This is a genomic window from Burkholderia sp. Tr-20355 (assembly GCF_017104685.1).
GTDB lineage: Bacteria > Pseudomonadota > Gammaproteobacteria > Burkholderiales > Burkholderiaceae > Burkholderia > Burkholderia seminalis.
The window spans coordinates 1-21,628 of the sequence record NZ_JAAGPK010000137.1 but is presented as its reverse complement, the minus strand read 5'-3'; the positions used below and the strand labels follow the sequence as shown (position 1 = coordinate 21,628).

At 68.0% G+C, this 21,628-nt stretch carries 20 protein-coding genes and 1 pseudogene; 8 read left to right on the top strand and 13 right to left on the bottom strand.

Annotated features, from left to right (window positions below; all coding sequences use genetic code 11):
• Positions 1–487 (bottom strand): outer membrane protein assembly factor BamE (locus tag G3N62_RS26605; protein WP_206141345.1); only part of this gene is annotated, 487 nt, incomplete at its 3' end.
• Between the two features lie 141 nt (positions 488–628).
• Here G3N62_RS26605 and fur point away from each other — a divergent pair.
• Complete coding sequence (fur, locus tag G3N62_RS26600) at positions 629–1,057, top strand: ferric iron uptake transcriptional regulator (RefSeq protein ID WP_006753314.1); 429 nt, start codon at positions 629–631, stop codon at positions 1,055–1,057.
• Between the two features lie 114 nt (positions 1,058–1,171).
• Here fur and G3N62_RS26595 read toward each other — a convergent pair whose 3' ends face one another.
• The 3 genes from G3N62_RS26595 to G3N62_RS26585 all read right to left on the bottom strand — a co-directional run bounded on the left by G3N62_RS26595 (position 1,172) and on the right by G3N62_RS26585 (position 4,168).
• Positions 1,172–1,705, bottom strand: coding sequence for an ureidoglycolate lyase (locus G3N62_RS26595; RefSeq protein WP_124670819.1), 534 nt, complete (start codon positions 1,703–1,705; stop codon positions 1,172–1,174).
• Positions 1,706–1,719: 14 nt separating this feature from the next.
• The gene (alc, locus tag G3N62_RS26590; protein WP_034186422.1) at positions 1,720–2,727 is read right to left on the bottom strand and encodes an allantoicase; all 1,008 of its coding nucleotides are present in this window, start codon (positions 2,725–2,727) and stop codon (positions 1,720–1,722) included.
• A gap of 118 nt (positions 2,728–2,845) precedes the next feature.
• Positions 2,846–4,168: a C4-dicarboxylate transporter DctA gene (locus G3N62_RS26585; protein WP_034186448.1), complete on the bottom strand. Its 1,323-nt coding sequence runs from the start codon at positions 4,166–4,168 to the stop codon at positions 2,846–2,848.
• Between the two features lie 212 nt (positions 4,169–4,380).
• On the opposite strand from G3N62_RS26585, the gene G3N62_RS26580 reads away from it, so the two are divergent.
• Complete coding sequence (locus tag G3N62_RS26580; protein ID WP_185733114.1) at positions 4,381–5,103, top strand: FCD domain-containing protein; 723 nt, start codon at positions 4,381–4,383, stop codon at positions 5,101–5,103.
• 36 nt (positions 5,104–5,139) lie between these two features.
• Here G3N62_RS26580 and cynR read toward each other — a convergent pair whose 3' ends face one another.
• Positions 5,140–6,030 (bottom strand): transcriptional regulator CynR, encoded by an 891-nt coding sequence (gene cynR / locus G3N62_RS26575; protein ID WP_124670817.1) that lies wholly within the window; start codon positions 6,028–6,030, stop codon positions 5,140–5,142.
• A 310-nt stretch (positions 6,031–6,340) separates the two neighbouring features.
• On the opposite strand from cynR, the gene G3N62_RS26570 reads away from it, so the two are divergent.
• On the top strand, positions 6,341–7,540 hold the full coding sequence (locus G3N62_RS26570) for an MFS transporter (protein WP_034186420.1): 1,200 nt from the start codon (positions 6,341–6,343) through the stop codon (positions 7,538–7,540).
• A gap of 105 nt (positions 7,541–7,645) precedes the next feature.
• On the opposite strand, the gene G3N62_RS26565 is transcribed toward G3N62_RS26570, so the two are convergent.
• Both G3N62_RS26565 and G3N62_RS26560 read right to left on the bottom strand, forming a co-directional pair.
• Positions 7,646–8,704, bottom strand: coding sequence for an L-idonate 5-dehydrogenase (locus G3N62_RS26565; RefSeq protein ID WP_124670816.1), 1,059 nt, complete (start codon positions 8,702–8,704; stop codon positions 7,646–7,648).
• Between the two features lie 15 nt (positions 8,705–8,719).
• Positions 8,720–9,493 carry an SDR family NAD(P)-dependent oxidoreductase gene (locus G3N62_RS26560; RefSeq protein WP_034186418.1) on the bottom strand — a complete coding sequence of 258 codons (774 nt, stop codon included), beginning with the start codon at positions 9,491–9,493 and terminating at the stop codon, positions 8,720–8,722.
• 151 nt (positions 9,494–9,644) lie between these two features.
• Here G3N62_RS26560 and G3N62_RS26555 point away from each other — a divergent pair, with 151 nt between their 5' ends.
• Positions 9,645–10,526 (top strand): LysR family transcriptional regulator, encoded by an 882-nt coding sequence (locus G3N62_RS26555; protein WP_124670815.1) that lies wholly within the window; start codon positions 9,645–9,647, stop codon positions 10,524–10,526.
• 96 nt (positions 10,527–10,622) lie between these two features.
• Here the strand turns inward: G3N62_RS26555 and gap are convergent, their stop codons facing one another.
• The gene (gene gap, locus G3N62_RS26550; protein WP_006485712.1) at positions 10,623–11,633 is read right to left on the bottom strand and encodes a type I glyceraldehyde-3-phosphate dehydrogenase; all 1,011 of its coding nucleotides are present in this window, start codon (positions 11,631–11,633) and stop codon (positions 10,623–10,625) included.
• An 87-nt stretch (positions 11,634–11,720) separates the two neighbouring features.
• Positions 11,721–13,793 (bottom strand): transketolase, encoded by a 2,073-nt coding sequence (gene tkt, locus G3N62_RS26545; RefSeq protein WP_034186416.1) that lies wholly within the window; start codon positions 13,791–13,793, stop codon positions 11,721–11,723.
• Between the two features lie 215 nt (positions 13,794–14,008).
• Here tkt and speE point away from each other — a divergent pair, with 215 nt between their 5' ends.
• From speE to G3N62_RS26530, 3 genes are all read left to right on the top strand, one after another.
• Positions 14,009–14,866, top strand: a complete 858-nt coding sequence (speE, locus tag G3N62_RS26540) for a polyamine aminopropyltransferase (RefSeq protein WP_059558038.1) — start codon at positions 14,009–14,011, stop codon at positions 14,864–14,866.
• Positions 14,867–14,984: 118 nt separating this feature from the next.
• A complete protein-coding gene (locus tag G3N62_RS26535; protein WP_034186414.1) occupies positions 14,985–15,401 on the top strand; it encodes a VOC family protein in 417 nt (138 codons plus the stop codon).
• Between the two features lie 17 nt (positions 15,402–15,418).
• Positions 15,419–16,186, top strand: a complete 768-nt coding sequence (locus G3N62_RS26530) for a 16S rRNA (uracil(1498)-N(3))-methyltransferase (RefSeq protein ID WP_034186446.1) — start codon at positions 15,419–15,421, stop codon at positions 16,184–16,186.
• A 78-nt stretch (positions 16,187–16,264) separates the two neighbouring features.
• Here G3N62_RS26530 and G3N62_RS26525 read toward each other — a convergent pair whose 3' ends face one another.
• The 4 genes from G3N62_RS26525 to G3N62_RS26510 form a co-directional block, all read right to left on the bottom strand.
• Positions 16,265–16,972, bottom strand: coding sequence for a hypothetical protein (locus G3N62_RS26525; protein WP_049028426.1), 708 nt, complete (start codon positions 16,970–16,972; stop codon positions 16,265–16,267).
• 210 nt (positions 16,973–17,182) lie between these two features.
• Entirely contained in the window at positions 17,183–17,746 is a 564-nt protein-coding gene (locus G3N62_RS26520) for a barstar family protein (protein ID WP_034186412.1), read from the bottom strand.
• A 16-nt stretch (positions 17,747–17,762) separates the two neighbouring features.
• Positions 17,763–18,194, bottom strand: a complete 432-nt coding sequence (locus G3N62_RS26515; protein ID WP_034186411.1) for a ribonuclease — start codon at positions 18,192–18,194, stop codon at positions 17,763–17,765.
• A 376-nt stretch (positions 18,195–18,570) separates the two neighbouring features.
• Complete coding sequence (locus G3N62_RS26510; RefSeq protein WP_059558040.1) at positions 18,571–20,871, bottom strand: NADP-dependent malic enzyme; 2,301 nt, start codon at positions 20,869–20,871, stop codon at positions 18,571–18,573.
• A gap of 176 nt (positions 20,872–21,047) precedes the next feature.
• Here G3N62_RS26510 and G3N62_RS26505 point away from each other — a divergent pair.
• A pseudogene (locus G3N62_RS26505) lies at positions 21,048–21,539 on the top strand (AIR synthase related protein); the annotation flags it as partial.
• Between the last annotated feature and the right edge of the window lie 89 nt (positions 21,540–21,628).

Sequence of the window (21,628 nt, the reverse complement as noted above, 5' to 3'; positions counted from 1 at the left end):
CCGGCGTACTCGCCGCCGCCTGCGCCTGCGCGGCGCTCGCGGCAGCGGCTTCCGACGCCTTCCGCGCCGCCGCGGCCGCCTTCGCCTTCTTGCCGCCGCGGTCGCCGTCGATGTCGGCCAGCAGGTCGAGCTCGGACGGCAGGTTGTCGGCGCCCGTCCAGCCCGCGAGGCGATCGCCCGCGAACGTCACGACGAGATCGCGCTGCTGGACGATCGACGTCGAGCCGCGCTTGAAGTAGAAGAGGTAATCCCAGCGGTCGGCGTGGAACATGTCCGCCAGCAGCGGCGTGCCGAGCAATGCCCGGACCTGCTCGCGCGTCATGCCGACCTGCAGTTGCGCGGCTTTCTCCTGCGATACGAAGTTGCCCTGCACGACGGTGATCCGATAGGGCGTGATGCTCTGCGCAATGCGCTGCGTCACGCTGTCGTACGACGAACAACCCGCCAGCGCGACGACGGCGGCGGCAGCGATGATGGCACTCCGCATGCGACTCCTCTGAAAGTGCGAAAGCGATTCTGGGATCATTTCCTTCACCGTGCTGGCCCGCGTGCAGGCCGCGCGTGTTTCTGGAACGGCGAAAAGCCGGTAACATTGAAGCCCTGCATTGTACTCTAGGGATGCCTAGCCATGACCAATCCGACAGATCTCAAGAATATCGGGCTAAAGGCCACCCTACCGCGCCTCAAGATTCTCGAGATCTTCCAGCAGAGCCCGGTGCGCCACCTGACGGCCGAAGACGTCTACCGGAACCTGCTCAACGAGCAGCTCGACATCGGGCTCGCGACCGTCTACCGCGTGCTCACGCAGTTCGAGCAGGCCGGCCTGCTCACGCGCAGCAACTTCGAATCGGGCAAGGCCGTGTTCGAGCTGAACGAGGGCTCGCACCACGATCACCTCGTGTGCCTCGATTGCGGCCGCGTCGAGGAATTCTTCGATGCCGAGATCGAAAGCCGCCAGCAGGCGATCGCGAAGGAGCGCGGCTTCCGGCTCCAGGAGCACTCGCTCGCGATGTACGGCTCGTGCACGACCGAGAACTGCCCGCACCGCAAGCACTGAGCCGCCGATTCGCGTGCGTCGCGCACGCAGCACGGCCCGGCCGGCATCTCGCCGCCCGGGCCGTTTTTCTTTTCGGACCGTGCCGCGCGGGGCGCGCGGGCCGGCCAATATTGCTTACGAATACCCTTCGACGCTCGCGCAAGCCGGCTCGAATGCCAGCGTCCATGCGCACTCGAGCGGGATCTCGTCGCAGTTCGGCTGCGGGCCGCCGCGATCGACGATCACGAAATCGCTGAGCGCGTCGAGCGCGAGCAGCGGATGGTGCCAGACGCCCTTCGCATAGTTCACGCCCTGCCAGCCTTCGGCCAGGAACGCGCGCATCGCATCGGGCCGGAAGTCGCCGGCCGGCGCGACGACGATCGCATAGCGCGACACGGCCGCGAGCGGGATGAATGCCTGGCTGCCGTGCGGATGGCGCTCCATCAGCGTGACCGCGACCGGCAGCGCGCGCGGCTGCGCGCGAAACACGCTGACGAGCGGCCGGCCGCCGTCCGCGCACACGTCGATCGCCGCGAGATCGTGGAAGCGCTCGGTCGTGCCGCCGTTGATCGGGAAGTGCCGCGCGCCTTCGAGCGCGATCACGTCGCCGAACGGCGCGAACGCCTCGCGGGTCAGGCGTTCGACGCGCAGGATGCGGGATCCGGTCATGACGCTGCCCTCCTTCAGGCCGGCTCGCCCCACAGACGCAGGCGCGACACGCCGCCGTCCGGGAAGATGTTGAAGCGCACGTGCGTGACGGGGCCGAGCGCCGCGAGCTGGTCGAACGTGTGCACGTGATCCATCTGCAGCTTCTGCTCGCCGAGCAGTTCGGCCCAGAACATCGCCTGCGTGACGAGCGAATCGTCGGTGCCGCCCGCGACGTGCGCGGCCTGCAGCGAACAGCGGTCGGGGAAATTGCCCTTGAAGAACGCCGTGTCGACCTCGACGCGCCGGATGATGCCCGGCCGCGCGAGCGCGACGATCGCCCAGTCGTTGCCGGGCTCGCGGCGGCGCCGCGTTTCCCAGCCGTCGCCCATGTTCGCGCCGCGCCCCGGCATCAGCATCTGCGATGCCGGCCCGAAGTGCTGGTTGTTCGCGGCCACCAGATAACCGCCGTTCTCGATCGCCGCGAGATCGACGAGCTCGCCGGCCGGCACGTGGCGCCAGTCGCGCTGCGGCTGGCCGTACACGCGCAGCCGTGCGAGCCCGCCGTCCGGATACAGGTTCACGCGCAGGTGCGTGACCGGCTGCGCGTCGTCGACGCTCACGTAGTGGTGCGAATTGCCCTGCAGCGTCGTCGCGGGGACGATCGTGCGCCACGCGGCGTCGTCGGGCGGCGTGTCGCCGTCGACGGCGCACGCCTCGATCGACGCGGCCGGCGGAAAATTACCGGTGAAGTGGCTCGTATCGAGGTCGACGCCATGGATCACGCCCGGCCGCGCGAGGCGCACCACGCAGAAATCGTGGCCGGTCGTGCGCTTGCGGCGCGTTTCCCAGCCGTCCATCCACTTGCCGTGGTCGTCGTACTTGCCGGGAATGAACACGGCCGGCTCCGGATTCAGCATGCGCTCCTTCGGCGCGAAGAATTCGTCGCTGGCGAACAGCGCCTGCGCCCCGAGGCGCGGGTCGGCAAGGTTCATGTAGCGCCGCGCAAACGCGGGCGCGTTCGGATCGAGAATGGGGGCTGCCATGTCGTCTCCTGATTTCCGGTTATTTCTGGTGAAAGGCCGGCGCATCGAGGCGCCGGCGCATGCAAGACGAGCGCGCGCAACGGCCGGGGGCGAAGCCGGCCCGCGCGCCGAGCCGCGCTCAGAGCGCGTGAGCCTGGTCGCCGCCCACCGGCGCCGCGCGGCCTGCCTCGTCGGCCGGCACGTAGCGCAGCTCGCGGTTCAGCACGCGCGTCGCACGGGCGCGGTCGATGTCGTTTTCCCATACCGCGACGACGACCGTCGCGACGCAGTTGCCGATCAGGTTGGTCAGCGCGCGGGCGATGCCGACGAACCAGTCGACCGGCAGGATCAGCACGAGGCCGAGCACCGGGATCGCGGGGATCGCCGACAGCGTCGCCGCGAGGATCACGATCGCCGAACCGGGGATGCCGTGCGCGCCCTTCGACGTGACGAGCGACACGAGCAGCACGACGATCAGGTCATGGGTCGACAGCGGCGTGTTGGTCGCCTGCGCGATGAACAGCACCGCGAGCGTCAGGTAGATCGAGAAGCCGTCGAGGTTGAACGAATAGCCGGTCGGGATCACGAGGCCGACCGTCGAATCCTTGATGCCCATGTATTCGAGCTTGCTCATCACCTGCGGCAGCACCGCGTCCGACGACGCCGTGCCGAGCACGATCGACAGTTCCTCGCGCAGGTAGCGAATCAGCTTGAACACCGAGAAGCCCGCGATGCGCATCACGATGCCGAGCACGACCGTGACGAACACGAAGCAGCTCACGTAGAACACCGCGACGAGGTAGCCGAGCTGCTTGAGCGAGGCGACGCCGTACTTGCCGGTCGTGAACGCGATCGCGCCGAGCACACCGAGCGGCGCGAGCTTGATGATGAAGCCGATGATCCGGAAGAACACGTGCGACAGTTCCTCGATCAGCGAGTTGACGCGCTGCGCCTTGTCGCCCAGCAGCGACAGCGCGGAGCCGAACAGCACCGCGAACACGAGGATCTGCAGGATGTCGCCCTTCGCGAACGCGTCGATCGCGGTGTCGGGGATGATCTTCATCAGGTAGCCGGCCGTGTCCTTCAGGCTTTCGGCGTTCTTCGCGTACGACGCGAGCGACGCGGCGTCGAGCGAGCGCAGGTCGATGTTCATCCCGACGCCCGGGCGCGTGAACCACGCGAGCACCAGGCCGATGCCGAGCGCGATCGTCGTCATCACCTCGAAGTAGACGACGGCCTTCAGGCCGACCCGGCCGACCTTCTTCAGGTCGCCCGCATTGGCCATCCCGCTGACCACGACGCAGAACACGATCGGGCCGATGACCATCTTGATCAGCTTCAGGAAGCCGTCGCCGAGTGGCCGCAGCGACTCGGCGAAGTGCGGGAAGAACGCGCCTAGCGCGACCCCCAGGATCAATGCGACGACTACCCGGCCAAACAGCGAATTGAGGAATTTCGACACGGCGCTCTCCCGATCCAACGGTTGCAGTTTCGTCTGTTCATACTGGTAAGACCAGTGATGTTATGGTGGATAGTAGGAAGCCGATATAGTGGCGTCAAGGACCGACAAAATAGGGATTTCCCGCCCCTGCCCGCCCGCTTGGAACGCATCTGACAGGGTCGGATCGTGGCTTTCCCGTAGGGGCGTCGTGCACTGCCCGCGTGCGGATTACAATGCCGGTCAGACCGGCCAAAGTCCACACCATGAAAAACGTTCCGCATACCGTGACCGACGCCGCCATCGCGACGATCCGCGACCGGATCGAGGCAGGCGTTTATCCGGTCGGCAGCCTGCTGCCGGCCCAGCGCCAGCTCTCCGAGGAGCTGGAAATCAGCCGCGCGTCGCTGCGCGAGGCGCTGTCGACGCTCGAGGCGCTCGGGATGCTGCGCATCCGGGCGGGCAAGGGTGTGTATGTCGAAAGCGCGCAGGCGTCGGCCGTGCATCCGTGGCAGTTCTCCGAACAGTCGTCGCCGCCCGATACGTACCAGATGCGCTATGCGCTCGAAGGGTTCGCCGCGCGGATGGCCGCGCGCGTCGTCAGCGACGCCGACATCGCATGGTTCGAGGACAACCTCGCCGACCTGCACGTCGCGCTGACCGACAACGCGATCGACGAAGCGTCGCAGCTCGACTTCGACTTCCACATGCGGATCATCCATCTGGCCGGCAACGCGGCGATCGAATCGGTGCTGCGCAGCAGCGCGGACATCATGAAGGAAAGCCAGCGCATGCCGTTCTACCGGCGCGAGCTGCTGCTGTCGACGTGGCACGAGCACCGCGCGATCGTCGACGCGCTGATCGCGCGCGATGCGGCCGCCGCGGGCACCGCGATCGAAACGCACATCGCGAACGCCGCGCAGCGCGCAGGCATCTTCTTCCCGACGCCAGGCGCCTGACGCGCCCCCGGTTCCCAAACGGCCCGGGCGTCCCGGTCACCCGCCCGACGGATAGCGGAACGCGAGCGCGCGCTCGATGAACGCGCGCGCCGCGACGCTGCGGTACGCGCCCTTGCGCGTGAGCAGCGCGGCCGTGCGGGCCGGCAGCGGCGGATCGATCTCCAGCGCGCACAGCTCGCCGCTCTCGCGCGCGATCGCATCGGGCAGCACCGTCGCAAGCCGGCCGCATCGCACGAGCTCCAGCACCGCGCTGATCGTATTCGTCTCGATCGCGATCGTCGGCCGCGCGCCCTGCTCGATGAAGTACCGGTCGATGCGCTCGCGCGTCGCGAACGCGCGGCTCAGCAGCACCAGCGGCTCGCCGCCGAGCTCGGCCGGCGTCAGCGCGCGGCGGCGCCGCGCGAGACGGTGCGTGCGGCCCGTCACGAGCGCGAGCGGCTCGTCCCACAGCGGCAGCGCGTCGATGTCCGGCGCGCGCGGCGGCATGAACGCGAAACCCGCGTCGAGCCGGTCGTCAGCGAGCAGCGCCTCGATGCGCGCCTGGGGCATCGCGTCGATCGTCAGCGCGACGTTCGGGTAATCGGTGTGAAAACCGTCGATCAGCGAGCCGCTCAGGTAGGCCGCGAAGGTCGGCATCATCGCGAGCCGCAGCGACCCGCCACCGAGATCGGCAACGTCGTGCAGCGCGCGCTGCCCCGCGTCGAGCTCGTGCAGCGCGGCGCGCGCATGGCGTGCATAGACTTCGCCGAATTCGGTGAGCCGCACCGTGCGGCCCGAGCGGTCGAACAGCTGCACGCCGAGCGTGTCCTCGAGCTGGCGCACCTGCTGCGACAGCGTGGGCTGCGACACGTGCAGCGCATCGGCCGCGCGCGTGAAACTGCGTTGCTCGGCGACGGCCAGGAAATAGCGGATGTGGCGAAGAAGCATCGCGGCCAATGTATTGGTTTCACCAATGAATACCATAACGATCCAGTCTTGGACGCTATGGAGCGATTCCCGCATCATACGCACATCCGTTCCCGTGCCTCGCACCTGTCCGCACCGGAGCGGCCCGCCCGGGCCCGCCCTGCCTGCGCCCGCCGCACGACGATCCGCCGCGCGCCCGATCCGGGCCCGGCCGCGATCCGCCCGGCGCGCCTCGGCCCACCGCCGATCCGTCACACCGGCCCCGATTTCCGTCACCCCGCGCAGCCGACGGCCCCGTGCCGCCGGCCGACGCCGCCGTTTTTTCACGACCATGGAACCGCATCACGACAACCATCCTCCGCTGACCCGCGGCATGACGCTGCTGTTCGCCTGCGCGTGCGGCATCGTCATCGGCAACATCTATTACGCGCAGCCGCTGCTCGCCGCGATCGCGCGCAGCTTCGGCCGCGCGCCGGCCGAGCTCGGCTATCTCGTCACGCTGACACAGCTCGGTTATGCGGCGAGCCTGCTGCTGATCGTCCCGCTCGGCGACGCGGTCAACCGCCACACGCTGATCGTGCGGCTGCTGATGCTCAACGTCGTCGCGCTGGCCGCCGTGACCGTCAGCACCAATTTCACGACGTTCGTCGTCGCGAACGTCGCGGTCGGCTTCGTCACCTGCTCGACGCAGCTGCTCGTCCCGTTCGCGGCATCGCTCGCCGACGCGCGCTCGCGCGGCCGCGCGGTCGGCACCGTGATGAGCGGCCTGTTGCTCGGCATCCTGCTCGCGCGCGTCGCGGCCGGCGCGATCGCCGACGGGTTCGGCTGGCGTGCGGTGTACGGCATCGCCGCGGTGATGGTGCTCGCGCTGACCGGCGTGCTCGCCGTGAAGCTGCCGAAGGATCGCCGCGACACGCGCGTCGACTATGCGGCGCTGATGAAGTCGCTCGTCGCGCTGGTGCGCGCGCAACCGCTGATCGCGCTGCGCTCGACCTACGGCGCGCTGGTGTTCGCGTGCTTCAGCCTGCTGTGGACGGGCCTCACGTTCCTGCTGAGCCAGCCGCCGTACGGCTATTCCGAAGGCCGGATCGGCCTGTTCGGCGTTGTCGGCGCGGTGGGCGCGCTCGCGGCGACGTCGGCCGGCCGGCTCGTCGATCGCGGCCACGGCAACGCGGCGACGGGGCTGTTCGCCGCGGCCGTGCTCGCGTCGTTCGCACTGATCGCGGCCGGCGCGCATTCGCTCGCGGCGCTGATCGCGGGCATCCTGCTGCTCGACGTCGGCGTGCAGGGCATGCACATCTCGAACCAGAGCGTGATCTACGCGCTGGCCGGGAACGCGCGCAGCCGCGTGACGACGATCTACCTGACGAGCTACTTCATCGGCGGCGCGCTCGGGTCGTTCGCGGCGAGCGTCGCGTACGGCATCGCCGGCTGGCGCGGCGTGTGCATCGCGGGCGCGGCGCTGTCGGGCGTGCTGATCGCGCTGTGGCTCGCCTCGCAACGTGTCGGCACGCGGCAGGTCACGCCGTAACGCGATCCTCCGTTTCCGCGACACGACGACCGAGGCACGCCGCGCGAATCGCGGGCGTGCCTCGTGGCGACGGCGTCGAGGCCGTCGCGGGTCAGCGCCGCGCCGTCACGCGGTCTCGCCCGCGAAATCGATCAGCACCTTCATCGCGCGCTGCCGGTCGCCGGCCAGTTCGAACGCGAGATTCGCATCGCGCATCGGGAACACGCGCGTGACGGCCGGCCGCAGGTCGACGCGCCCCGCATTGATCAGCTGCACCGCGAGCGCGAATTCCGCGTGGAAGCGGAACGATCCGCAGATCGACAGCTCCTTCGCGACCACGACGTTCTGCGGCAGGCTGACGTCGCCGCCGAGCCCGAGCTGCACGACGACACCGCGCGGCCGCATCACGTCCAGCCCGTCGCACAGCGCCCGCGCATTGCCCGAACACTCGATCATCACGTCGAACGTGCCCTTGTCGGCGGCGTAACGCGCGACCCAGCCGGCATCGGCGGCCGCGTTGATCGTGCGGTCGGCGCCGAGCGCACTGGCCACCGCCAGCGGCGCCTCGACGACGTCGGTCGCGACGATCTCCGTCGCGCCGTGCACGCGCGCGGCCGCGACGGCAAGCACGCCGATCGGCCCGCACCCCGACACGAGCACCCGCTTGCCGATCAGCGGGCCCGCGCGCGACACCGCATGCAGCCCGACCGCGAACGGCTCGGCGAGCGCCGCGAGCGACAGCGGCACGTGATCGGCAACCTTCACGCACTGCACGGCGTCGCATACGAGCGCGTTGCGGAACGCGCCCTGCACGTGCGGCATGCGCATCGCGCTGCCGTAGAAGCGCATGTCGAGACACTGGTTCGGCAGCCCTTCGAGGCAGTAGCGGCACGCGCCGCACGGCCGGCTCGGATTGACCGCGACGCGGTCGCCGACTTTCACCGACGTCACGTCCGGCGCGACCTCCGCGACCGTGCCGGCCACCTCGTGGCCGAGCACCATCGGCTGCTGCAGCCGGATCGCGCCGAAGCCGCCATGCCGGAAGTAATGCAGGTCGGAGCCGCAGATGCCGCCCATCGCGACGTCGACGCGCACCTGGCCCGGGCCGATCTCGCTCGCGTCCTGCTCCTCGACCCGCAGGTCGTTCGGCCCGTGGATCACCACACACATGCAACGCATACGCATGACCCTCTCCTCTCGTCAAACGGCGCTGGTCAGGCCGCCATCCACGAACAGCGTCTGGCCGTTCACGAAATCGGAGGCGGCCGACGCGAGAAAGATCGCCGCGCCGCACAGCTCGTCGACGCGCCCCCAGCGACCGGCCGGCGTGCGCTTGCACAGCCAGTCCGAGAACGCCGCGTCGTCGACCAGCGCGCGATTCAGTTCGGTTTCGAAATAGCCGGGCGCGAGGCCGTTCGCCTGGATGCCGTGGCGCGCCCAGTCGGCGCACATCCCCTTCGTCAGCATCCGCACCGCGCCCTTGGTCGCCGCATACGGCGCGATCGTCGGCCGCGCGAGTTCGCTCTGCACCGAGCAGATGTTGATGATCTTCCCGTGGCCGCGCGCGATCATGTGCCGCGCGACGGCCTGCGCGACGTTGAACACGCCGTCGAGGTTCACGCGCATCAGCGCATGCCAGTCGTCCGGGTCGAACGTGTCGAGCGGCGCGCGGCGCTGGATGCCCGCGTTGTTCACGAGGATGTCGATCGCGCCGATGCGCGCCTCGGCATCGTCGATCGCCGCGCGCACCTGCGCGTGCTCGGCCACGTCGAACACCGCATGGTCGGCCGTGAAGCCTTCGTCGCGGAAACGGCGCGCGAGCGTCGCGGCCTTCTCCTCATTGCGATCGTTGATGACGATCGCCGCGCCGGCTTCCGCGAGTCCGCGGGCGAGCGTCAGCCCGATCCCGCGTCCGGAGCCGGTAATCAGTGCGCGGCGGCCGTCGAGGCGGAACCGGTCAAGCGCGTGGGTCATCGATGTCTCCTCATGTCAGGGGAGCCGGCTGCCCGTCGCGGCCGGTCTCGCGTCGACGTTATCTTCCACCGGCGGCCGGGCCCCGCGCCAATGCTTGTTTTTGATCCGGTTATCATGAAATCTGATTACCGCCCACGGGGGCCCGCCGACCATGGAACTCAAGCAATTGCGCGCCTTCGTCATGCTCGCGGAAGAGCTGCATTTCGGGCGCGCCGCGCGGCGCCTGTGCATCGTGCAACCCGCGTTGAGCATGCAGATCAAGGCACTCGAGGAAGCACTCGGCGCGCGCCTGTTCGAGCGCGACCGGCACAAGGTCGAACTGAGCGACACCGGGCGCGTGTTCCTGCCCGAAGCACGCGCCACGCTGCAGCAGGCCGCGCGCGCGGAGCAGATGGCGCGGCTGTCGAGCCGCGGCGAAATCGGCACGCTGCGGATCGCGTTCGTGTCGTCGGTGCTGCCCGCGCTGCTGCCGGCCGTGCTGCGCACGATGCGCGAGCGTTATCCGCTGATCGCGCTCGACCTGAAGGACATGCCGACGCCCGACCAGATCGCCGCACTGCGCGACCGGCGGATCGATTTCGGGATGATCCGGCTGCCGGCCGCGTATGCGGGCATCGACACGCGCGTGATCCTGGAAGAAGGCTTCGTCGTCGCGCTGCCGCTCGATCATCCGCTCGCGGTGCACGACCCGATCCCGCCGGCCGCGCTGCGCGGCCAGCCGGTGTTCGTGCTCGCGCGCCGCTACGCGCCTGGCTTTCACGACGACATGCTGCTCGCGCTGAGCCGCGCGAGCACGACGCTCGAGATTGCCCAGGAGTTCGGCGAATTCACGACGATGCTCGCGCTCGTCGCGGCGGGCATGGGGATCGGGCTGATCCCGGCGGAAGCCGCGAGCGCGCTGCCGCCGAACGTGCTCGCGCGGCCGCTCGACCTGGCCGGGCACCGCACCGGCATCGGCCTCGCGTGGACCGATCTCGACAGCCCGCTGAAGCGTGCGTTCGCCGCCGCGCTCGAGCAGGTGACCGCGGCGTGAGCCACCGAACGCGGCAACAAAAAAGCCCGACCGGAAAAACCGGCCGGGCTCGTTCGCCGCGCCGGCCGCCTCGCGGCGGCCGCGCAACGTGCGGGATTACTTCGCGTTCGCGAATGCGACAGCGGTATCCAGCATGCGGTTCGAAAAACCCCACTCGTTGTCGTACCAGCTCGACACCTTGACGAGACGGCCCGACACCTTGGTCAGCGTCGCGTCGAACGTCGACGAAGCCGGGTTGTGGTTGAAGTCGATCGACACCAGCGGTGCGTCGTTGTAGCCGAGGATGCCCTTCAGCGCGCCTTCCGATGCTTCCTTCATGATCGCGTTGACTTCCTCGACCGTCGTGTCGCGCTTTGCGATGAACGACAGGTCGACGATCGACACGTTGATCGTCGGGACGCGGATCGCGTAACCGTCGAGCTTGCCGTTCAGTTCCGGCAGCACGAGGCCGACGGCCGACGCCGCGCCGGTCTTCGTCGGGATCTGGCTGTGCGTGGCCGAACGCGCGCGGCGCAGGTCTTCGTGATAGACGTCCGTCAGCACCTGGTCGTTCGTGTATGCGTGGATCGTCGTCATCAGGCCGGTTTCGAGGCCGATCTTGTCGTTCAGCGGCTTGACGAGCGGCGCGAGGCAGTTCGTCGTGCACGATGCGTTCGAGATGACGGTGTGCTCGGCCTTCAGCACGTCGTGGTTCACGCCGTAGACGATCGTCGCGTCGACGTCCTTGCCGCCCGGCGCCGAGATGATGACCTTCTTCGCGCCGCCCTTCAGGTGCGCGCTCGCCTTTTCCTTCGTCGTGAAGAAGCCCGTGCATTCCATCACGACGTCGACGCCCAGCTCGCCCCACGGCAGTTCGGCCGGGTTGCGGTTCGCCAGCACGCGGATCTTGTCGCCGTTCACGACGAGGTAGTCGCCGTCGACCGACACTTCGCCCGGGAACTTGCCGTGCGCGGTGTCGTACTGGGTCAGGTGCGCGTTGGTCTTCGCATCGCCCAGGTCGTTGATCGCGACGATCTCGAGATCGTGCTTCTTGCCGTTTTCATAAAACGCGCGCAGCGTGTTGCGGCCGATACGGCCGTAGCCGTTGATTGCGACGCGAATCGTCATGGTCTATCTCCTGATGGCTGAAAAAATTCGTTTCGTGCAGCTTCACGGTGCGACGCGCGCGACGGGTGGCGCGCGTCGCGTATGTTGTCAGGCCAGTACGGCCTTGGCGGTCTCGACGACGTGCTCGACGGTGAAGCCGAAGTACTTGAACAGCACGCCGGCCGGCGCCGATTCGCCGAACGTGTCGATCCCGACGACGCCGCCTTCCAGGCCGACGTACTTGTGCCAGAAGGCCGTCACGCCCGCTTCGATCGCGACGCGGCGCACGCCGTGCGGCAGCACGCGCTCACGGTATTCGGCGTCCTGGCGGTCGAACACGTTGGTCGACGGCATCGACACGACGCGGGCCGCGATGCCCTGCTGCGCGAGCGGCTCGACGGCCTTCATCGCGAGTTCCACTTCCGAGCCCGTCGCGATCAGGATGATCTTGCGCGCGACGATCTCTTCGTCCCAGTCCTTCAGCACGTAACCGCCCTTCTCGATGTTCGCGATCTGCGCATCGGTACGCGGGTTGAACGCGAGGTTCTGGCGGCTGAAGATCAGGCTCGACGGTCGGTCGGCGGCGACCGCGTGGGTCCACGCGACGGCCGTCTCGACCGTGTCGGCCGGACGCCACACGTCGTGGTTCGGGATCAGGCGCAGGCTCGACACGTGCTCGATCGACTGGTGCGTCGGGCCATCCTCGCCGAGGCCGATCGAATCGTGCGTGAACACGAAGATCGACGGCACCTTCATCAGCGCGGCCACGCGCAGCGCGTTGCGGCTGTAGTCGGAGAACGTCAGGAACGTGCCGCCGAACGGCTTGTGGCCGCCGTGCAGCGCGAGGCCGTTGATCGCGGCGCTCATGCCGAATTCGCGCACGCCGTAGTTGATGTGGTTGCCCAGCACGACGCCCGGGCCTTCCGGATTCGCGCGGACCGCCTTCGACGCCTTCCAGTTGGTCAGGTTCGAGCCGGTCAGGTCGGCCGAGCCGCCGAGCAGTTCGGGCAGCGCGGCGGCCAGGCCTTCGATCGCCTGCTGCGACGCCTTGCGGGTCGCGACCGTTTCGGCGCGCTCGTTCGCGCCGGCGATGATCGCCGCGGCCTTTTCAGCCCAGTCGGCCGGCAGCTTGTTGGCCATCCGGCGCTCGAATTCGGCGGCTTCCGCCGGGAACTTCGCGCGATAGGCGGCGAACGTCGCGTCCCATTCGGTTTCGGCGCGTTTGCCGGCTTCCTTCGCGTCCCATGCGGCGTAGACTTCCTGCGGAATCACGAACGGCTCCCACTTCCAGCCGAGCGCTTCGCGCGTCTTCGCGATTTCTTCCGCGCCGAGCGCCGCGCCGTGCACGTCGTGGCCGCCGGCCTTCGTGGCCGCGCCCTGGCCGATCACCGTCTTGCAGCAGATCAGCGTCGGCTTGTCCGACAGCTTCGCCTTCGCGATCGCCGCGTCGACCGCGTCGACGTCATGGCCGTTCACGTTCGGGATCACGTTCCAGCCGTACGCTTCGAAACGCTTCGGCGTGTCGTCGTGGAACCAGTTCACGACGTCGCCGTCGATCGAGATGCCGTTGTCGTCGTACAGCGCGATCAGCTTGTTCAGCTTCAGCGTGCCGGCGAGCGAGCAGGCTTCGTGCGAGATGCCTTCCATCAGGCAGCCGTCGCCGAGGAACACGTACGTGTGGTGATCGACGATCTTCGCGCCGTCACGGTTGAACTCGTCGGCCATCAGCGCTTCGCCGAGCGCCATGCCGACCGCGTTCGCGAGGCCCTGGCCGAGCGGGCCGGTGGTCGTCTCGACGCCCGGCGTGATGCCGTATTCCGGGTGGCCCGGCGTCTTCGAGTGCAGCTGGCGGAAGTTCTTCAGCTCTTCCATCGGCAGGTCGTAGCCGGTCAGGTGCAGCAGCGAGTACAGCAGCATCGAGCCATGACCGTTCGACAGCACGAAGCGGTCGCGATCGGCCCAGTGCGGGTTCGTCGGGTTGTGCTTCAGATGGCGCGACCAGAGCGCGACGCCGATTTCGGCCATGCCCATCGGCATGCCGGGGTGACCGGAGTTCGCTTGCTGGACGGCGTCCATCGCGAGCGCACGGATCGCGTTGGCCATCAGAGTGGTGGAGGCGGGAGACGAAGTCGTCATGTCGAGTCCGGAGAACGAGTCGAGGAAACGGGGGCACGGCGGCATCCGGAAGCGCGAGCGTCGATCGTTCCCGGCGCGTGGTGCGGCGCCTGACGGACGCGAAGCGGACGGAGCCTACGGACGGGGCTGCAAAGCTCGTCATTTTAACAGATGGGCTGACATTTCCCTTGTCGGCGCGTAGTGTTCCGGCACGGTTTTCCGTCGAACCGCCCGCCTCCTATAATTCAGACGTCGGAACTGCCTGCCCCAAGGGTCCGCCCGTGAGCACCACGCTTCTCTTCCACCCTACGCCCCACGCCACCTACGGCTTCCCGAATGCCCGGCGGCTCGCGCGCGTCGCGTCCTCGCACCAGCAGATCGAGGTCTGGGAAACCCCGCAGCTCGGCCGCCTGTTCACGCTGGACGGCCGGCCGATGACGTCGGTCGGCGACGAGTACGTGTATCACGAGTGCATGACGCACCCGGCCGCGCTCGCGCACCCGTCGCCGAAGAAGGCGCTCGTGCTCGGCGGCGGCGACGGCGGCGCGGCCCGCCAGCTGCTCAAGCACGCGTGCATCGAGCGGATCGTGATCGCGGAGCTGGACGACGAGGTGGTCGGGATGGCGCGCCGCTATCTCGACGACGTGCACCAGGGCGCGCTCGACGACCCGCGCGTCGAGGTCGTGATCGGCGACGCCGCGCACTTCGTCGAGTCGACCGTCGAGCATTTCGATCTCGTCGTGTTCGATCTCACGCCGCCCGATTCGCCGGCGGCCGGCCTCTACACGCGTGCGTTCTACGCACGCCTCAAGCGCATTCTCACGCCGTGCGGCGCGATTTCGATGCACCTCGGCTCGCCGATATTCCACGCCGCGCGCATCGCCGCACTGCTCGACGACCTGCGCGCGAGCTTCGCGGTCGTCGATCCGTTGTCCGCGCACGTGCCGCTGTACGGCTCGCAGTGGCTGATGGCGATCGCGAGCGACACGCTCGACGCGGCCGCGCTGTTCGCGCACGACATCGACGATCGCCTCGCGGCCCGCCGCGTCCACGACCTGCGCTACTACGATGCGCGGTTGCATGCGTCCCTCTTTGCCCTGCCGCGCGCGCTGCGCGATACACTGGGCGTTCGCCGCTGAGCGTCCGGGCGGCCGCATCGTTCCGTTTTTCCCGTGGGGTTGCGCATGGTTCGCCGTGCGAAACGCGGAACCGGAATGACCCGGATGCAGCGCCCACCTGGTCCCACAGGAGATTTTCATGACCGATCCACGTCCGGCCAACGTGCCTTGGTTGACGCCCTACCTGGCCGTACGCAACGCGCGCGCGGCCATCGATTTCTTCAAGGCCGCCTTCGGCTTCGCGCTGCGCGACGTGCACGACGAGGACGGTGCGATCATGCACGTCGAGATGACCTACCGCGGCCAGCTGATCGTGATGTTCGCGCCCGAAGGCGCGTTCGGCTCGACCGCGCTCACGCCGAGAAGCGCGAACATGACCGCGCCGCAATCCTTCTATCTGTATGTCGACGACGTCGACGCCACCTGGCAGCGCGCGCTCGACGCGGGCGCGAAATCGCTGAGCGCGCCGCAGGACCAGTTCTGGGGCGACCGCTTCGCGCAGATCGAGGATCTCGACGGCTACCGATGGGCGCTTGGACACCGTCTCGACGCATGACCGACACCGCAACACGCATGAACGAAGCCACCACCACCGCGGCCGTGCCGCGCTTTTTCGTCGACGCCGCGTTGCGCGCCGACGCCACGCTCGCGTTGCCGGCCGACGTCGCGCGCCACGCCCAGGTGCTGCGCCTGCAGCCGGGCGACGTGCTCGCGCTGTTCGACGGCACCGGCGGCCAGTACCGCGCCCGGCTCGTCGAGATCGACAAGCGCAACGCGATCGCGCAGATCGAAACGTTCGAACCGGCCGAAGCCGAGCCGCCCTATCGCGTGACGCTCGCGCAGGGAATCGCCGGCGGCGACAAGATGGACTGGGTGATCGAGAAGGCCGTCGAGCTTGGCGTCGCGGCGGTCGTGCCGCTGTCGACCGCGCGCGGCGTCGTGAAGCTGTCCGGCGAACGCGCGGACAAGCGCGTCGCGCACTGGCGCGGCGTCGTGCGTGCGTCGTGCGAGCAGTGCGGACGCAACCGTGTGCCCGACGTCGCGCCGGTCGCCGGCTTCCATACGTGGCTCGACGCGCTGCCGGCCGCACCGGCCGACGGCGAACTGCGGCTGCTGCTGTCGCCGCGCGCGAGCATCCCGTTCGCGTCGCTGCCCGGCACGCCGCCCGCCGCCGCCGTCACGCTGCTGATCGGCCCCGAAGGCGGGCTGTCGCCCGACGAGGAAAACGCGGCGCGCGCCCGCGGCTTCACCGCGCTATCGCTCGGGCCGCGCGTATTGCGCACCGAAACGGCCGGCGCGGCCGTGCTCGCGGCGCTGGCCGCGCGTTGGGGCGGGTGGTAACGAGCGGGGTGTGCCGCCGCGAGGCAGCACGGCCCTTCCCCGCTCGCACGCGACGCGGACGCCGCGGTTCGTCGCACGTTACTTGTCGCTCGACGAGCCGTGCGGCATCGAATCGGACAACGCGTCGACCACCGGCGTCAGCACGTCTCCCGGACTACCGGTCGTCCAGCCGCCTTCCTTGAGGCTGTAGATGTCGATCTTGCCCGCCACCGGATGCGTCACCGGTGCGTCGTCCAGCACCTGCGCGATGCCCGAGAAGATCGTCTTGAGCGACGCAATGCGCGCCGCCTCGCTCTTCAGGCGCCGATTCGGCCCCAGCTTCGCCTCCAGCGCCTTCGCGCCTGGCCCCGCATCGGCCACGCGACACGCGAATTCGACTGTCGCGATCGTCGCGCCCTCGACGTCCGGGTTCGGTTGCTGCGATGACCCGGTCGTCTTGCATGTCGAGCGATTGAGCGCGCGCTGATACGCGGCGGCCATGCTCTCGACCGACGGACGCAACGCGGCACTGGCCTTCGGCGGCATCGGCGCCAGTATCCCGTCGGCCATGTCCCTGCGCATCGACTCGCCCATCGTCGACAGCACGCCGATGTCGAGCGCGTCCTTGCCGCTGTAGCTCTCACGAACCGCGTCGTTGAATTCGCGCGCTTTCGACACGTCGCCGTTGACGAGCGCGCCGATGTAAAGGTCGACGGTCTGCTCGGGCGTCAGCGGCGCGGCATGCGCGGCGCCGGCCGCGACCAGCAGGGGCAGCACGACGGCGCGTGCGGAACGGGAAATATTCATGGGAAGACAGCCCTCTCTCGATGGTTTGTTGTACGCACCCGGTACGGCGGCTGCCACAGCCAGGCCGACCGGATTGTCCCGAAAAACGGCGCCGGATGAAAGGCGGATGTCGGCAAGCGGCGCGCGCACCGGCCCGGACGCATCGCGCAGGCGCAAAAAAGCCCGCTCGAGGCGGGCTTCCTGCCGGATCGGCCGCGGGCCGGTGCGTGCTTACGCGAACGAGTAGAACACGCGGAACGCGACCTTGCGCTCGGCCCAGAACTCGGCCGCCTCGCGGAACACGTCGAGCAGCGTCTCGCGCCCTTCCTTGTCGAATTTCTGCGCGATCGGCAGCCCTTCGAGAACGATCACGAAACCGGGCTGCGCGCCGGCCTTCGCGACGAGGTCGGTCAGGCAGTCGTACAGTGCATCGTAGTTCTTCCCGAAATGCTTCGGGAACAGGAACGACGTCGCGATCGTTTCCATCACTTCCTGCTTCGACTGCGCGGCGCCGCAATACGCGAACAGGAAGTGCTGGCCGAGCCGGGTGGCTTCGTCGGCGAGATCCTGCACGCGGAACGCGCGGATCGACTGCACGAGATTGGGTCGCACGGTCGTGAAAAGGCTCATAGGCTCCTCGTTCGATGAAAGCCCGGGTTCGGCTTCCTGTTGCTCCGGCGTGCTGCCAGCCTGCGCCGCCGCGTGCAGCTGGATCACGCGCTGAAACAGATTGCCGTCGCCGGCAGCGAACAGATCCGCCGCCGCCGTATCGTGCGCGTAGATGGAGTCGCTCATGCCATTCGTCCCGAAGTCATTCAACAATACGTTTAAAACTGTTGTAGTGGTCGCCCGTGTAGTAACAGTTGTCGATCCGGCGCAAGGGCCCGCCACAGACGATCCGGCGCGCCCCGCGATTGCGGGCACGCGGCGTCGGCACCGTGTACTCATGGTAGTAGCCGCGCTTCGCCTTCGGCAGGATCCGCTCGCGGTTGCCGAATACGACGCCGTCTTTCTCGTACGGATAGGGGCCGCCCGCGCCGATCAGGCCCAGCGTGGTCACGGCCTCGCGCGGAAGACTGGCAACCGGAATCGTATCGAGCCCGCTGGCGGCCACGTCGGCCGGAACGGCCTCCCGTGCGTAAGCGGCGGAAACCAGACTGCCCGTCGGCGTGCCGACGATACCCATCGCGAACATCGCGAAGACGGACGCGAGCGCGCCGTTGCGGAGCCACTTGCGTGCCATGAACCAGGGTTCCCGCTGTTAAATCAAGTAGTTGACGACCAACAAAGGCGTTAGCGTAGCGTTATTGGCCGCGCGAATCAATGTCCGTTTGGGAATCGAAAGCGTCGCGATACCCGGAATCGCGCATTTCTTACCGAAATTACACTACATTTATCTTACATAGGATAAAATCCGGATGGCATCTCGCTGTTGGCAGGACCTGCCTCCCTGCCGCGCTCGCTGTCTGGAGTGGAGAGATGCTGCTTGTTGCTTGCGGGAAGCGCGTTTGCGCCCTGCCCGGCGGCGTGCCCGTTGCGGGCACGCCTCTTTTTGCTTTTGTTTACAATTTTCCTGACGCGCCACGCCGGTTCGACCGGCCTGGCGCGTTCGTTTTGGCTCAGCGCGCCGCGTTCACGTCGGCGACCAGCAGCGCCGCCATGTTGACGATGCGGCGAACGGTCGCCGATTCGGTCAGCACGTGCACCGGCTGCGCGGCGCCCAGCAGGATCGGCCCGATCGCGATGTTGTTGCCGGCGGCCGTCTTCAGCAGGTTGTACGCGATGTTCGCGGCGTCGATGTTGGGCAGGATCAGCAGGTTCGCTTCGCCTTCCAGCGTCGATTCCGGCAGGATTTCCTTGCGCAGCGCGGCGTCGAGCGCGACGTCGCCGTGCATTTCGCCGTCGACCTTCAGCTCCGGCGCGGTTTCCTGCAGGATCGCGAGCGTATCGCGCATCTTCTTCGCCGAAGGCGCGTTGCTCGTGCCGAAATTCGAGTGCGACACCAGCGCGACCTTCGGCTCGATGCCGAAGCGGCGCACTTCCTCTGCCGCCATGATCGTGATCTCGGCCAGTTGCTCCGGGGTCGGATCGACGTTCACGTGCGTGTCGACGAGGAAAATCTGGCGGCCCGGCAGCACGAGGCCGTTCATCGCCGCGTACACGCTGCAGCCCGGGCGCTTGCCGATCACCTGGTCGATGAAGTGCAGGTGGCGGTGCGTGGTGCTGATCGTGCCGCAGATCATCCCGTCCGCTTCGCCCTTCTTCACCAGCATCGAGCCGATCAGCGTCGTGCGGCGGCGCATCTCGACGCGCGCGAGCTGCTCGCTGATGCCCTTGCGCGCCATCATCTTGTAGTACGTCTGCCAGAAGTCGCGGTAGCGCTCGTCGTGCTCGGTGTTGACGACCGTGAAATCGGTGCCCGGCGTCAGGCGCAGGCCGTAGCGCTGGATACGGTGCTCGATCACCGACGGGCGGCCGATCAGGATCGGCTTGGCCAGCTTCTCGTCGACGATGATCTGAACGGCGCGCAACACGCGCTCTTCCTCGCCTTCCGCGAACACCACGCGCTTCTTCTCTTCCGACGCGGCGCGCGCGATCTGGAAGATCGGCTTCATCGTCGTGCCGCTGTGATACACGAACTGCTGCAGGTGTTGCTTGTAGGCTTCCATGTCCTCGATCGGGCGCGTCGCGACGCCGCCGTCCATCGCGGCCTGCGCGACGGCCGGCGCGATCTTCACGATCAGGCGCGGATCGAACGGCTTCGGGATCAGGTATTCGGGCCCGAACGACAGATCCTGGATGCCGTACGCGGTCGCGACGATGTCGCTCTGCTCGTGCTGGGCCAGCTCGGCGATCGCGTTGACGGCCGCGATCTCCATTTCACGCGTGATCGTCGTCGCGCCGACGTCGAGCGCGCCGCGGAAGATGAACGGGAAGCACAGGACGTTGTTGACCTGGTTCGGGTAGTCGGTGCGGCCGGTCGCGAGAATCGCGTCGGGGCGCACTTCGAGCGCCGCTTCGGGCAGGATTTCCGGCGTCGGGTTCGCGAGCGCGAGGATCAGCGGACGCTCGGCCATGCCCTTCACCATCTCCTGCTTCAGCACGCCCGCGGCCGACAAGCCGAGGAAGATGTCCGCGCCGTCGATCACTTCGGCCAGCGTCCGGGCGTCGGTTTCGCGCGCGAAACGCTCCTTGTCCGGATCCATCAGCTCGGTGCGGCCCTTGTAAACCACGCCGGCCAGGTCGGTCACCGTGATGTTCTCGAGCGGCAGGCCGATGTCGACCAGCAGGTCGAGACACGCGAGCGCCGCCGCGCCCGCGCCGGAGGCGACGAGCTTGACCTTCTTGATGTCCTTGTTGACGACCTTCAGGCCGTTCGTGACGGCCGCGGCCACGACGATCGCGGTGCCGTGCTGGTCGTCGTGGAACACCGGGATCTTCATTCGCTTGCGCGCTTCGCGCTCGACGATGAAGCAGTCCGGCGCCTTGATGTCTTCCAGGTTGATCCCGCCGAAGGTCGGCTCCAGCGCGGCGATCACGTCGACGAGCTTGTGCGGGTCCGACTCGTTCAGCTCGATGTCGAACACGTCGATGCCCGCGAACTTCTTGAACAGCACGGCCTTGCCTTCCATCACCGGCTTCGACGCGAGCGGGCCGATGTTGCCGAGACCGAGCACCGCCGTGCCGTTCGTGACGACGCCGACCAGGTTGCTGCGCGCGGTGAAGCGCGCGGCGTTGAGCGGATTCTCGACGATCTCCTCGCACGCGTACGCCACACCCGGCGAGTACGCGAGCGCGAGGTCGCGCTGGTTGATCATCTGCTTGGTCGGGGCGATCGCAATTTTCCCGGGCGTCGGGAATTCGTGATAGTCGAGTGCGGCTTCGCGGAGCTTGGCTTTGGAGGAGGCTTGGGTGGACATGTGTCTCGTGACGGGCGGATTAGAATAACTGTTCGACGGCATTGTAGCGCCAATCATCGGCCGCCAGACCGGCGATTCGGGTGCAACAGCCGCGACAAAAATGTACCGGATGGTGCAGAAGCGCCGCCGTTCGCCTCGTACAATGCCGTTCCTTCAACCGTTCCGGATCGCCCGACGTGCCAGCCGCCCTCTCCGAGTTTTCGCTGATCGAACGCTTCTTCACGCGCCGCGCCGCGCAGGGGGCGCGCGCGTCGACGCTCGGGATCGGCGACGATTGCGCGCTGATCACGCCGCGATCCGGGAAATTGCTGGCCATTTCGACGGACATGCTGGTGGAAGGCCGCCATTTCTTTCCCGATGTCGCGCCCGACGCGCTCGGCCACAAGACGCTCGCGGTCAACCTGTCCGATCTCGCGGCGATGGGCGCCGAACCGCGCGCGTTCACGCTCGCCTGCGCGCTGCCCCGCGCCGACGCGGCGTGGCTCGAGGCCTTCAGCAACGGGCTGTTCGCGCTCGCCGAGCGCTACGGCTGCGAGCTGATCGGCGGCGACACGACGAGCGGGCCGCTGAACCTGTGCGTGACCGTGTTCGGCGAAGTCGCGCCCGACGCGGCGCTGCGGCGCGACGCCGCGCGCGACGGCGTCGACGCGTGGGTGTTCGGCATGCTAGATCGGACGAGCACACGTCTGAACTCCTGTCACGAACTGCGCTCTCGGATGCTGTTCGCTGCCTGAACAAAAAACCAACTTTAATTAGT

Excerpts from the sequence above, each read along its gene's own strand:
- fur (WP_006753314.1), top strand. The coding sequence starts at position 629 with ATGACCAATCCGACAGATCTCAAGAATATCGGGCTAAAGGCCACCCTA.
- G3N62_RS26595 (WP_124670819.1), bottom strand. The coding sequence starts at position 1,705 with ATGACCGGATCCCGCATCCTGCGCGTCGAACGCCTGACCCGCGAGGCG.
- alc (WP_034186422.1), bottom strand. The coding sequence starts at position 2,727 with ATGGCAGCCCCCATTCTCGATCCGAACGCGCCCGCGTTTGCGCGGCGC.
- G3N62_RS26580 (WP_185733114.1), top strand. The coding sequence starts at position 4,381 with ATGCCGGTCAGACCGGCCAAAGTCCACACCATGAAAAACGTTCCGCAT.
- cynR (WP_124670817.1), bottom strand. The coding sequence starts at position 6,030 with ATGCTTCTTCGCCACATCCGCTATTTCCTGGCCGTCGCCGAGCAACGC.
- G3N62_RS26570 (WP_034186420.1), top strand. The coding sequence starts at position 6,341 with ATGGAACCGCATCACGACAACCATCCTCCGCTGACCCGCGGCATGACG.
- G3N62_RS26565 (WP_124670816.1), bottom strand. The coding sequence starts at position 8,704 with ATGCGTATGCGTTGCATGTGTGTGGTGATCCACGGGCCGAACGACCTG.
- G3N62_RS26560 (WP_034186418.1), bottom strand. The coding sequence starts at position 9,493 with ATGACCCACGCGCTTGACCGGTTCCGCCTCGACGGCCGCCGCGCACTG.
- G3N62_RS26555 (WP_124670815.1), top strand. The coding sequence starts at position 9,645 with ATGGAACTCAAGCAATTGCGCGCCTTCGTCATGCTCGCGGAAGAGCTG.
- gap (WP_006485712.1), bottom strand. The coding sequence starts at position 11,633 with ATGACGATTCGCGTCGCAATCAACGGCTACGGCCGTATCGGCCGCAAC.
- tkt (WP_034186416.1), bottom strand. The coding sequence starts at position 13,793 with ATGCCGCCGTGCCCCCGTTTCCTCGACTCGTTCTCCGGACTCGACATG.
- G3N62_RS26535 (WP_034186414.1), top strand. The coding sequence starts at position 14,985 with ATGACCGATCCACGTCCGGCCAACGTGCCTTGGTTGACGCCCTACCTG.
- G3N62_RS26530 (WP_034186446.1), top strand. The coding sequence starts at position 15,419 with ATGAACGAAGCCACCACCACCGCGGCCGTGCCGCGCTTTTTCGTCGAC.
- G3N62_RS26525 (WP_049028426.1), bottom strand. The coding sequence starts at position 16,972 with ATGAATATTTCCCGTTCCGCACGCGCCGTCGTGCTGCCCCTGCTGGTC.
- G3N62_RS26520 (WP_034186412.1), bottom strand. The coding sequence starts at position 17,746 with ATGAGCGACTCCATCTACGCGCACGATACGGCGGCGGCGGATCTGTTC.
- G3N62_RS26515 (WP_034186411.1), bottom strand. The coding sequence starts at position 18,194 with ATGGCACGCAAGTGGCTCCGCAACGGCGCGCTCGCGTCCGTCTTCGCG.
- G3N62_RS26510 (WP_059558040.1), bottom strand. The coding sequence starts at position 20,871 with ATGTCCACCCAAGCCTCCTCCAAAGCCAAGCTCCGCGAAGCCGCACTC.